General features: G+C 68.4%; 11 protein-coding genes. 3 read left to right on the top strand and 8 right to left on the bottom strand.

Annotated features, from left to right (window positions below; all coding sequences use genetic code 11):
* Positions 1-25: 25 nt before the first annotated feature.
* Both ilvN and A5744_RS17845 read right to left on the bottom strand, forming a co-directional pair.
* Complete coding sequence (gene ilvN, locus A5744_RS17840) at positions 26-532, bottom strand: acetolactate synthase small subunit (RefSeq protein WP_076063252.1); 507 nt, start codon at positions 530-532, stop codon at positions 26-28.
* The gene (locus tag A5744_RS17845) at positions 532-2,382 is read right to left on the bottom strand and encodes an acetolactate synthase large subunit (RefSeq protein ID WP_076063254.1); all 1,851 of its coding nucleotides are present in this window, start codon (positions 2,380-2,382) and stop codon (positions 532-534) included. The genes ilvN and A5744_RS17845 overlap by 1 nt, the downstream gene beginning before the upstream one ends.
* A 299-nt stretch (positions 2,383-2,681) precedes the next feature.
* Here A5744_RS17845 and A5744_RS17850 point away from each other — a divergent pair, with 299 nt between their 5' ends.
* Positions 2,682-3,020 carry a PH domain-containing protein gene (locus A5744_RS17850; protein ID WP_076063371.1) on the top strand — a complete coding sequence of 113 codons (339 nt, stop codon included), beginning with the start codon at positions 2,682-2,684 and terminating at the stop codon, positions 3,018-3,020.
* 6 nt (positions 3,021-3,026) lie between these two features.
* Here the strand turns inward: A5744_RS17850 and A5744_RS17855 are convergent, their stop codons facing one another.
* Complete coding sequence (locus A5744_RS17855) at positions 3,027-3,863, bottom strand: DoxX family protein (RefSeq protein ID WP_076063256.1); 837 nt, start codon at positions 3,861-3,863, stop codon at positions 3,027-3,029.
* A gap of 239 nt (positions 3,864-4,102) precedes the next feature.
* On the opposite strand from A5744_RS17855, the gene A5744_RS17860 reads away from it, so the two are divergent.
* Entirely contained in the window at positions 4,103-5,233 is a 1,131-nt protein-coding gene (locus tag A5744_RS17860; RefSeq protein ID WP_076063373.1) for a sorbosone dehydrogenase family protein, read from the top strand.
* 115 nt (positions 5,234-5,348) lie between these two features.
* Here the strand turns inward: A5744_RS17860 and gatB are convergent, their stop codons facing one another.
* The 5 genes from gatB to gatC all read right to left on the bottom strand — a co-directional run bounded on the left by gatB (position 5,349) and on the right by gatC (position 11,021).
* Positions 5,349-6,878: an Asp-tRNA(Asn)/Glu-tRNA(Gln) amidotransferase subunit GatB gene (gene gatB, locus A5744_RS17865; RefSeq protein ID WP_076063258.1), complete on the bottom strand. Its 1,530-nt coding sequence runs from the start codon at positions 6,876-6,878 to the stop codon at positions 5,349-5,351.
* Positions 6,879-6,898: 20 nt separating this feature from the next.
* Complete coding sequence (locus A5744_RS17870) at positions 6,899-7,975, bottom strand: MinD/ParA family protein (RefSeq protein ID WP_240563088.1); 1,077 nt, start codon at positions 7,973-7,975, stop codon at positions 6,899-6,901.
* Positions 7,976-8,171: 196 nt separating this feature from the next.
* On the bottom strand, positions 8,172-9,203 hold the full coding sequence (locus A5744_RS17875; RefSeq protein ID WP_076063260.1) for an ATP-dependent 6-phosphofructokinase: 1,032 nt from the start codon (positions 9,201-9,203) through the stop codon (positions 8,172-8,174).
* Between the two features lie 37 nt (positions 9,204-9,240).
* A complete protein-coding gene (gene gatA, locus A5744_RS17880; RefSeq protein ID WP_076063262.1) occupies positions 9,241-10,725 on the bottom strand; it encodes an Asp-tRNA(Asn)/Glu-tRNA(Gln) amidotransferase subunit GatA in 1,485 nt (494 codons plus the stop codon).
* Complete coding sequence (gene gatC / locus A5744_RS17885; RefSeq protein ID WP_076063264.1) at positions 10,722-11,021, bottom strand: Asp-tRNA(Asn)/Glu-tRNA(Gln) amidotransferase subunit GatC; 300 nt, start codon at positions 11,019-11,021, stop codon at positions 10,722-10,724. Before gatC ends, gatA begins: the two co-directional genes overlap by 4 nt.
* A 98-nt stretch (positions 11,022-11,119) precedes the next feature.
* On the opposite strand from gatC, the gene A5744_RS17890 reads away from it, so the two are divergent.
* The gene (locus tag A5744_RS17890; RefSeq protein WP_076063265.1) at positions 11,120-11,776 is read left to right on the top strand and encodes an amino acid-binding protein; all 657 of its coding nucleotides are present in this window, start codon (positions 11,120-11,122) and stop codon (positions 11,774-11,776) included.

An 11,776-nucleotide genomic window follows, 5' to 3' on the forward strand; every position in this document is an offset into this window, starting at 1 on the left:
GTGAATTTTCCTTCTATTCGATGAGTTACTTGGCGGTGCCGATGCCGCGTGAACCGCGGGCCATCGAGACCATGCCGGATTGCACGATTTCGCGAATGCCGAATGGCTCCAGAACACCCAGCAGTGCCTCGAGCTTGCCGCGGTCGCCGGTGGCCTCGATGGTCAGCGCCTCCGGCGATACGTCAACCACCTTGGCGCGGAAGAGATTTACGGCCTCGATCACCTGGCTGCGGGAACCGGCGTCGGCGCGCACCTTGATCAGGGCCAGCTCCCGCGAGACCGAGTTCTGTTCGTCCTGCTCGATGATCTTGATGACGTTGATCAACTTGTTGAGCTGCTTGGTGACCTGCTCGAGCGGGGTGTCCTCGCACGAGACCACGATGGTCATCCGCGACATGTCCTTCTGCTCGGTGGCCCCGACCGCCAACGACTCGATGTTGAAACCGCGCCGCGAGAACAGCGCTGCCACCCTCGCGAGCGCTCCGGGCTTGTCTTCGACCAGCACCGACAACGTGTGTGTCTTCGCGTTCATCACGCGTGCCCTTCGCTCTCGTCGTCGAACAGCGGGCGAATGCCGCGGGCCGCCTGGATCTCGTCATTGCTGGTCCCGGCGGCCACCATCGGCCACACCTGCGCGTCGGCGCCCACGATGAAGTCGATCACCACCGGGCGATCGGTGATCGCTCGCGCCTGGTTGATCACGTCGGCGACGTCTTCTTCACGCTCGCAACGCAATCCGACGCAACCGAGCGCCTCGGCCAGCTTCACGAAGTCCGGGATGCGGTGCGAGTGCGTGGCCAAGTCGGTCTGCGAGTAGCGCTCCCCGTAGAACAGGCTCTGCCACTGGCGCACCATGCCGAGGTTGCCGTTGTTGATCAGCGCCACCTTGATCGGTATGCCTTCGATCGCGCAGGTGGCCAACTCCTGGTTGGTCATCTGGAAGCACCCGTCGCCGTCGATCGCCCAGACCTCCGCCTCGGGACGGGCGATCTTGGCGCCCATGGCCGCCGGGATCGCGAAGCCCATGGTGCCCAGCCCCCCGGAATTGAGCCAGGTGCGCGGCTTTTCGTAGCGAATGAACTGCGCGGCCCACATCTGGTGCTGACCGACACCGGCGACGTAGACGGCGTCCGGGCCGGCGATCTGGCCCAGCTTCTCGATCACATACTCCGGGCCGAGGCTGCCGTCGCTCTGCGGGCCGTAGCTCAGCGGATAGGTGGACTGGACCTCGTGCAGGTACCGCCACCAATCGGCCATGTCGAGCTTGCCCGGAATCTCGTAGTGCCGCAGCATCGAGATGAGTTCGGTGATAACGGCTTTGACGTCGCCGACGATCGGCACATCGGCGTGCCGGTTCTTCCCGATCTCCGCCGGGTCGATGTCGGCGTGGATGACCTTGGCCTCGGGGGCGAACGAGGCGAGCTGTCCGGTGACCCGGTCGTCGAAGCGGGTGCCCAGCGCGATCAGCAGGTCGCTGCGTTGCAGGGCGGCCACCGCGGCGACGGTGCCGTGCATGCCGGGCATGCCCAGGTTCTGCTCGTGGCTGTCGGGGAAGGCGCCGCGCGCCATCAGCGTGGTGACGACCGGAATACCGGTCAGCTCGGCCAAATCCCGCAGCTGCTCGGTCGCCTCACCGCGGATCACACCACCGCCGACGTAGAGCACCGGTTTGGTCGCGGCGCCGATCAGCTTGGCCGCCTCGCGGATCTGCCGGCTGTGCGGCTTGGTGTTCGGCTTGTAACCGGGCAGATCCATGCGCGGCGGCCAGCTGAACGTGCACTGCCCCTGCAGCACGTCCTTGGGGATGTCGACGAGGACGGCGCCCGGGCGTCCCGAGGACGCGATGTGGAACGCCTCCGCCAGCACCCGGGGAATGTCGTCGCCGGAGCGAACCAGGAAGTTGTGCTTGGTGATCGGCATCGTGATGCCCGAGATGTCGGCCTCTTGGAAGGCGTCGGTGCCGATCAGCCCGCGACCGACCTGCCCGGTCACGGCGACCACGGGAATCGAATCCATCTGCGCGTCGGCCAGCGCGGTCACCAGGTTGGTGGCGCCGGGACCCGAGGTGGCCATGCAGACCCCGACCCGGCCGGTGGCGTGTGCGTAACCACTGGCGGCGTGACCGGCGCCCTGCTCGTGGCGGACCAGCACGTGACGCAGCTTCTTCGAGTCGAACAGCGGGTCATAGACGGGCAGCACGGCGCCGCCGGGGATGCCGAAGATGACGTCGACGTCGAGCTCCTCCAGCGACCGGATCACCGACTGGGCACCGGTCAGTTGCTCCGGCGCGACGCGCTTCGACTGGGCAGCTTTCGCGGCGGGTTTCGGCGCGCCGTTGGCCGCTCCCTGCGACCCGGCGTGTGGCCTCGTGGGTGCGCTCACTCTCGTCCTCTTCGTCCTTGTTGTCTGTGGGCAAGAAAAAACCCCCGTCAGCTCAGCTGCTGCACGAGGGCGTTGGTGGGAGGATCGCTTCAAATGCTGAAGTGTTAGTCAGCCACCAACGCGCCGACTAATTACTACGAGCATTCCGGGCTTTCCGGCGGGTTCCATAGCCCCCGACGGTAGCCTTCGCACAGCTCAGCCGTCAAATCCGTTGCCGCCAGTGCAATGATGCTCGGGTGCCTACCGGTTCGTCCGCCCCCACACCCGCCGGCCCGCCCGTGGTGATCAAGATTTCGCCGATGGCGCACATCGCCGTCGGATTCTTGACCCTCGGGTTGTTGATACCGGTGCTGGCCTGGCCGGCGTCGGCGCCGCTGCTCGTCATCCCGGTGGTGTTGTCGGCGATGGTCATCCGGCTACGCACGGTTGCCGACGACCGGGGGGTGACGGTGCGGAGCCTGCTGGGCAGCCGGACGGTGCCCTGGGAGGGCATCGACGGGCTGCGGTTCCACCGGGGTTCCTGGGCGCGGGCGCGCCTCAAAAGCGGTGCAGAACTGCGGTTGCCGGCGGTCACCTTCGCGACACTGCCGCAGCTGACCGAAGCCAGCTCGGGGCGGGTTCCCAACCCGTATCAGTGACCAGGCTCAGGCGAGCGGATTGACCCCGTTGAGCAGCGCCCACACGCCGATGCCAGCGGCGACGCCGGCGAGCAGGGCGGCGAAGGATCCGATGAACGGTCGATGTGCCCAGCCCCGGCGGGCGTCGAGGCCGTAGCGGCCCGGTCCGGCCAGGATCACCGCGACCGCGAGGACGATCAGCGTGATCTGGTATTCGTGCCCGTCCGGCAGGAAGAACGGGAAACTGTGCGAATGCGGCTTCGCCGACATGGTCACCAGCAGGCCGTTGATCAGGAACGCCAGCGCGCCGGCCGCGGCGAGAGGGGTGAACAGCCCCAGCACCAGCAGCGCGGCCGCGACAAGCTCGCCCCCGGCGCTGACGTAGGCCAGGATGTCGGCGTGCTGATAGCCGGCGTCGGACAGTGAGTTCTTGAACCCGGCCACGCCCTGGCCGCCCCACCACCCGAACAGCTTCTGCATCGCGTGGGCGCCGAGCACCACGCCGAGCCCGACCCGCAGAACCAGCAAACCGAGATGCTGGGTGCCACGCCTGCCGACCTCGGGATGGCGCTCGTCGTCCTCGGCCGCGTCGATCTCCGCGGGCTCCGCCGCCGAGGCGCCCGACTCCGAGTGTGGCTGGACGTAGGGCAAGGGCTCCTGCTGGTCGAGCAGGTGGTACCCGGAGCCGGCCTGACCGGGATCCTGGTACGGGATGACGGTGGTGGCCCCGAAATCGCCGGGGTACCCGACCGGTGTCAGGTCATCTTCCGGGTCGACCACCCGCGCCGTGGCGGGCCGTGCGGGGATTGGCTCTTCGGCCTCACTGGGCCGCTGCCAAAGTCCGTCATTAGGTTGACTGGTCACGGGTGTCAGGGTAAGGGCATTTGGGCGTGAATTGGGGATTTGAGCGGCGCTTTCGCCAGGCAATCGGCACTTACCCCGCCAAATCGGCCCGGATTGTCCCCAAACGGTCTCGGCATCGTTTCGAAACGGTGAACTCACGCCGAAACCGGGCGCCCGGCGGGGCCGAACCGGCGGTGCTGCCGATGCCGCCACGGCAGGTCTGTGGCGGCGGTGCCCGCCATGTCCGTAGCCTGTCGATCATGCGACTCGGGCGATCAGGGCGGTCGGTTCGGTGCGCGCTCGCTGCGCTGTCCGCGGTGATGCTCGTGTCGAGCGGCTGCGCGCGATTCAACGACGCCCAGTCCCAGCCGTTCACCACCAACCCCGAACTCAAGCCGCAGCCCAGTTCGACGCCTCCCCCGCCGCCGCCGCTGCCGCCCACACCGTTCCCCAAGGCGTGCCCCGCGCCCGGGGTGATGCAGGGCTGCCTGGAGAGCACCAGCGGCCTCATCATGGGGCCCGACAGCAAAACCGCCTTGGTCGCCGAGCGCACCACCGGGGCGGTCAAGGACATCTCGGTCAGCGCCGAGCCGAAGGTCAAGATGGTCATCCCGGTCGACCCGTCCGGCGACGGCGGCCTGATGGACATCGTGCTGTCGCCCACGTATCAACAGGACCGCCTGATGTACGCCTACATCAGCACGCCCAGTGACAACCGGGTGATCCGCATCGCCGACGGGGACATCCCGAAGGACATCCTGACCGGAATTCCCAAGGGCGCCACCGGGAACACCGGAGCGCTGATCTTCACCAGTCCGACCACGCTGGTGGTGCTGACCGGCGATGCGGGCAACCCGGCCGCGGCCGCCGATCCCAAATCGCTGGCCGGCAAGGTGTTGCGCATCGAGCAGCCCACCACGATCGGTCAGGCGCCGCCGACGACGGCGCTGTCCGGCGTCGGTTCGGGTGGCGGCCTTTGCATCGACCCCGTCGACGGCTCGCTCTATGTCGCCGACCGCACCCCCACCGCGGACCGGTTGCAGCGCATCACCAAGACCTCCGAGGTCTCCACGGTGTGGACCTGGCCGGACAAGCCCGGCGTGGCCGGATGCGCGGCCATGGACGGGACCGTGCTCGTCAACCTGATCAATACCAAGTTGACGGTGGCGGTTCGGCTCGCGCCGAACACCGGCGCGGTAACCGGTGAACCCGATGTGGTTCGCAAGGACACCCACGCCCACGCGTTCGCCCTGCGGATGTCGCCGGATGGAAACGTCTGGGGCGCCACCGTCAACAAGACGGCCGGGGACGCCGAGAAGCTCGACGACGTGGTGTTCCCGTTGTTCCCGCAGGGCGGCGGCTTCCCACGCAACAGCGACGACAAGACCTGACGCGGTCTATCCCCGCGTCTATCCGCGCCGAGCGTGAATCTCGCGACGTCGTATCGGCGTGTCGCGCCGTGGATTTCACAGTCGGCGGGGTGGGGGCGGCCAGCGGCGCCCTTGCCTAGCCCTGCCCGCAGGCCGCCAGGACCAGCTCGCGCACCCGCGCCGCGTCGGCCTGCCCGCGGGTCGCCTTCATCACCGCGCCGACGATAGCCCCGGCCGCGGCGACCTTGCCGCCGCGAATCTTCTCCGCCACATCGGGATTGGCGGCCAGGGCCTCGTCGACGGCGGCCTGTGTCACCGAGTCGTCGCGCACCAGCTCCAGACCGCGGGCGGCCATCACCTGATCGGGCTCGCCTTCCCCGGCCAGCACGCCCTCCACGACCTCGCGGGCCAGCTTGTTGGACAGCTTTCCCTCGTCGACCAGAGCGATCACCGCGGCTACCTGGGCCGGGGTGATGGGCAGTTCGTCCAACGCGACATCGGCCTCATTGGCCTTCTGCACCAAGAAGTTTCCCCACCAGGACCGGGCTTCCTTGCTGGACGCGCCGTGCTTGACCGTCGCGGCCACCAGTTCGACCGCGCCGGCGTTGACCAGATCGCGCATGATCTCGTCGGAAACACCCCACTCCTGCTGAATCCGCTTACGGCCCAACCACGGGAGTTCCGGAATGGTCTGGCGCAGCCGCTCGACCAGTTCGGGGCTGGGCGCGACGGGCTCCAGGTCGGGCTCGGGAAAGTAGCGATAGTCCTGGGCCGTCTCTTTGGCGCGGCCCGGGCTGGTGTACCCAGCCTCGTGAAAGTGCCTGGTTTCCTGGATGATTCGGCCACCCGATGCCAGTACGGCGCCCTGGCGCTGCATCTCGTAGCGCACGGCGACCTCGACACTTCTCAGCGAGTTGACGTTCTTCGTCTCGGTCCGGGTGCCGAACTCGTCCGTGTCTTTCGGCTTCAGCGATACGTTGGCGTCACAGCGCATCGAGCCCTGATCCATCCGGACATCGGAAACCTCCAACGCGCGCAACAGATCTCGCAACGCCGTCACGTACGACCGGGCGATCTGCGGCGCCCGCGCCCCGGCCCCGACGATGGGCTTGGTGACGATCTCGATCAGCGGCACGCCGGCGCGGTTGTAGTCGATCAGCGACGTCGTCGCGCCGTGGATGCGGCCCGTCTCACTGCCGATGTGGGTGAGCTTGCCGGTGTCCTCCTCCATGTGGGCGCGCTCGATGTGCACCCGCCACGTGCCACCGTCTTCCAGCGGTACATCGAGGTAGCCGTTGATCGCGATCGGCTCGTCGTACTGCGAGATCTGGTAGTTCTTCGGCATGTCCGGATAGAAGTAGTTCTTCCGCGCGAAGCGGCACCAGGGCACGATTTCGCAGTTGAGCGCGAGTCCGATGCGGATCGCCGACTCCACCGCGGTTCGGTTGAGCACCGGCAGTGAGCCGGGCAGCCCGAGGCACACCGGGCACACCTGCGTGTTGGGCTCGGCACCGAAGGTCGTGGAACAGCCGCAGAACATTTTGGTGGCGGTGGACAGCTCGACGTGCACCTCGAGGCCGAGCACCGGATCGAAGCGCGCGACGACATCGTCGTAATCCAGCAGCTCAGCGCCCGAAGCGTGGGGCGTCCCCGCGGCAACAGTCATGCGGTCGATACTAGGGCGTCCTACTCGGTACGCCGGCCGGGGACCATGTCGGCCAGCGCGGCCGCGAGCTCCAGGTAACTGCGCCGGCTTTGCTTGCTGAGCCGGTCCAGCCCGATCTCTGTGCCCTCATGCACATGCCGATCGAACGGCAACTGCACGGTGGTGGCGACGCGAGCGGAAAGATCCTCGAGTTCCTTGAGCGCCACGGCGTCCGGCTTGGCCCGCTCGACATGGTTGACGGCGAGCGCGGTCGACTTCATCAGCCGCTGATATCCGTTGTTGCACAACCACTCCAGCGTCGTCCTGCTCTTCCGTACCGCATCGATGGAGGTACTGGTGACCACCACGAGCGCCCGTGACTCCGGCAGCACGGCGTCCATCACGGCCGAGTTGACCGCCTTGACGCAATCGATCAGCAGCACCGAGTAGTGGTTGCGCAGAATCGAGAACGCTTTGACGACGTCGCGGCGCTCCAGTCGCCAGTCGGTGCGCCCATAGTCCGGCAACCCGAGGACTTCGAGCCCGAAGCTGTTCATGTAGGTGTGCGCCCGGATGTCCCGGTATTGGGTGGCCGAGTCGTCCAGCAGCAGATCGGCCATGCTCAGCGGGTTTCGGCGACCATGACGCTCCGCCAGGTCGCCGGTGTCGAGGTCGAGTGCGAGCACCCGGTCGCCGCGCACGCGCGCGAACGTCGAGCCGAGCGCCTCGACCACCGCGGTTTTGCCGACGCCGCCTTTGAAGCTGAGGACAGCGATGGGAAACACACCGCCCAGGACGGTGCGGATGCGGTCCTGCAGCTGCTGTTCGTGCGTCGCGTCCTTGCCCGGACCCAGCTCGATCCCGGTGACGCGGCGGATCGCATCCCGCCAGTTGAAGCCGGCCGACTCCGCGGCGTCCGGCTCGCTGAGGATGTCGAGTGCCGTCCCGCCCCGCAGCCACTCGGGGTGAAACCACGGCGGCGTGACCGGCCGTGCCGGGGCCGCCCTGGACGGCTTCGCGGGCCCGGCAGCTCTGGCCGGACGCCGGCGAGGTGACGGGGCCGGGCCGTAGGGCTCCGGCGCGGTATCCGCCGTGGGATCAGGCTCGGCGCGCCGCAAAGGCGCAGGTGGCGGTCGGCGCCGGGGGCCTGGCGGCCCCGCCGGAGCGGCGGGTTGGTGAACGACTCCGCGAACCGAACCGCGGTTGCTCATACCCCCGTATAACCCCGTAGGACTTCCGGCTAAACCACGAAAATGTGCCCATCTACCGGGACCGAAAGAATCCGGCGGCGGATTCGGGCGAGCGGGCCGGCGCTTAGCCGAAGAAAGCGGCGGCGTCATCGTAGCGGCTTTCGGGCACCAGCTTGAGTTGGCGCACCGCGTCCGCCAGTGGCACGCGGCCGATGTCCTGGCCGCGCAGCGAGACCATCTGGCCGTACTCGCCCGCGTGTGCGGCGTCGGCGGCGTTGACCCCGAACCGGGTCGCCAGCACGCGGTCGTACGCCGTCGGGGTGCCGCCCCGCTGGACGTGGCCCAGCACGGTCACCCGCACCTCTTTGTTGATCCGCTTTTCGACCTCGGCGCCGAGCTGGGCGGCCACGCCGGTGAAACGCTCGTGGCCGAACTCATCAATTCCGCCTTCGCGCAACGCAATCGAGCCGGGGATGGGCTTGGCTCCCTCGGCAACCACGCAGATGAAGTGCGAATCCCCGCGCTGGAAGCGCCTTTTGACGAGCCGGCACACTTCCTCGACATCGAAGGGCTGTTCGGGGATGAGGGTCATGTGCGCGCCAGAGGCCAGCCCGGCGTTCAGCGCGATCCATCCGGCATGCCTGCCCATCACCTCCACCAGCATCACGCGCTGGTGCGATTCGGCGGTGCTGTGTAACCGGTCGATGGCGTCGGTAGCCACCGTCAACGCGGTGTCGTGGCCGAAAGTCACGTCGGTGCAATCGATGTCGTTGTCGATGGTTTTCGGCACACCGACGACAGGCACGTTTTCCTCGGACAGCCAGTGCGCGGCCGTCAGGGTGCCCTCGCCGCCGATCGGGATGAGCACATCGATGCCGTTGTCATCCAGCGTCTGTTTGATCTGGTTGAGTCCGGCGCGCAGTTTGTCGGGGTGAACGCGAGCGGTGCCCAGCATCGTGCCGCCCTTGGCCAGCAGGCGGTCGTTGCGGTCGTCGTTGGCCAGCTGCATTCGCCGGTTCTCCAGCAACCCGCGCCAACCGTCTTGGAATCCGACCACCGACGAGCCGTATCGGGAGTCGCAGGTGCGCACCACCGCCCGGATGACGGCGTTGAGCCCCGGGCAGTCGCCGCCCCCGGTGAGAATTCCGATCCGCATGCCCTTATCTTGCCCTGCCGGGCGTGGGGGCGGGATCTCAGATGGCCGACGGCAGGGGTCCGCGGGCGGCCTCGTAGGCCGCGCCCACTCGGTACAGCCGATCGTCCGCCAATGCCGGCGCCATGATCTGCAGTCCCACCGGCAGGCCGTCATCGGGGGACAGCCCCGAAGGCACCGACATGCCGCAGTGGCCGGCCAGGTTCAGCGGCAGCGTGCACAGGTCGAACAGGTACATCGCCAGGGGATCGTCGATCTTCTCCCCCAGGCCGAACGCGGTGGTCGGCGTCGCCGGCGACACCAGAACGTCGACGGATCGGTAGGCCTCGTCGAGGTCGCGCGCGATCAACGTGCGGACCTTCTGCGCCTGGTTGTAATAGGCGTCGTAATAGCCCGCCGACAGCGCGTAGGTGCCGATCATGATGCGCCGCTTGACCTCCGGACCGAAACCGGCGGCCCGGGTCAGCGCCATCACCTCCTCGGCGCTGTGCGTGCCGTCGTCACCGACGCGTAGGCCGTATCGCATCGCATCGAAGCGCGCCAGGTTGCTCGACACCTCCGACGGCAGGATCAGGTAGTAGGCGGGCAGCGCGTAATCGAAATGGGGACAGTCGACTTCGCTGACTTCGGCGCCCAGGGTCCGCAGTTGCTCGACCGCGGCCTCGAACGACGACAGCACCCCCGGCTGATAGCCCTCGCCGCTGTGCAGCTGGCGCACCACCCCGACGCGCACGCCTTTCAGGTCACCGCCGGCACCGGCTTTCGCGGCGCCCACCACGTCGGGCACCTCGGCGTCGACGGAGGTCGAATCGCGGGCGTCGTGGCCGGCGATCACGTGGTGCAGCAGCGCGGTGTCGAGCACCGTGCGCGCGCACGGACCACCCTGATCGAGCGACGACGCGCAGGCCACCAGGCCATAGCGCGACACCGTGCCGTAGGTGGGTTTGACACCAACGGTCGCGGTCAGCGCGGCCGGCTGACGGATCGAGCCGCCGGTGTCGGATCCGATGGCCAGCGGCGCCTGGAACGCCGCCAGCGCCGCCGCGCTGCCCCCGCCGGAGCCGCCGGGCACCCGCTCGACGTTCCACGGGTTGCGCGTCGGGCCGTAGGCGGAGTTCTCGGTCGAGGAGCCCATCGCGAACTCGTCCATGTTGGTCTTGCCCAGGATCGGGATGCCGGCGGCGCGCAGCCGCTCGGTGACGGTGGCGTCGTACGGCGAGCGCCAGCCCTCGAGGATCTTGGAGCCGCAGGTCGTCGGCATGTCGGTGGTCGTGAACACGTCCTTGAGCGCCAGTGGCACCCCGGCCAGCGCCGACGGCGGTTCTTCGCCCGCGGCCAGTGCCTTGTCGACGACCGCCGCTGCCGCCAATGCCGCGTCCGCGGCCACGTGCAAAAACGCGCCGTACTGCTCGTCGGTTGCCTCGATCTGGTCCAGGCAGGCCCGGGTGAGCTCGACCGACGACACCTCCTTGGCGGCGATCTTGGCGGCCAGGGTCGCGGCGTCGGACCGGATGAGCTCGGTCACTGGGCCTCTCCCAGGATCTGCGGGACTGCGAAGCGGCCGTCGACGGCTTCGGGCGCCTCGGCCAGCGCCTGCTCCTGTGTGAGGCACGGCGCCGTCTCGTCCGGGCGCGTGACGTTGACGTCCTTGAGCGGGTTGTCGGTCGCTTCGACCCCGGCGACGTCGACCGCCTGGATCTGGCTGACGTGGGTCAGGATGGCATCGAGCTGGCCGGCGAAGCTGTCCAGCTCGGCGTCGCTCAACGCCAGTCGGGCCAGCCTGGCAAGGTGCGCAACCTCGTCGCGGGAGATCTGGGACACGAGCGGAAAGCCTACCTAGGCGCGGACCTCCCGCTTTCGAGCCGGTCGGCCTCTCCGGCCGAAATGCCGCCGCGGCCCCGCTGTGCCAAAGTGGGCGCGTGCCGTCGTATCTGTTGCGCATCGAGCTGCTGGACCGCCCGGGTAGCCTGGGCTCGCTGGCGGTCGCGCTGGGTTCGGTGGGCGCCGACATTCTGTCGCTCGACGTGGTGGAGCGCAGCTCGGGCTACGCGACCGACGACCTGGTCATCGAACTGCCGCTCGGGGCAATGCCCGACACCTTGATCACCGCCGCCGAATCGCTGCCCGGGGTTCGGGTGGAGAGTGTGCGTCCGCACACCGGCCTGCTGGAAGCGCACCGCGAGCTGGAGCTGCTCGACCATGTCGCCGCGGCCGCGGACAACGCGTCCCGGCTGCAGGTTCTGGTCGACGGGGCGCCCAAGGTGCTACGGGTGAGCTGGTGCGCGGTGGTGCGGGGTTCCGATGGCGAGCTGCATCGCCTCGCGGCCAGCCCCGGTGCCCCGGAAACCAAAGCGGATTCGGCGCCGTGGCTGCCGATCGAGCGGGCCGTGACGCTCGACGGCAACGCCGAGTGGGTGCCGCAGGCATGGCGCGAGATGGACACCACGATGGTCGCCGCGCCGTTGGGCGATCCGCACACCGCGGTGGTGCTGGGCCGTCCGGGCCCCGAGTTCCGGCCCTCGGAGGTGGCCCGGCTGGGCTACCTCGCCGGAATCGTGGCCACCATGTTGCGCTGA

Origin of the sequence: Mycobacterium sp. IS-1264 (genome assembly GCF_001954195.1) — a bacterium.
In the GTDB taxonomy this organism is placed as follows: Bacteria; Actinomycetota; Actinomycetes; order Mycobacteriales; family Mycobacteriaceae; genus Mycobacterium.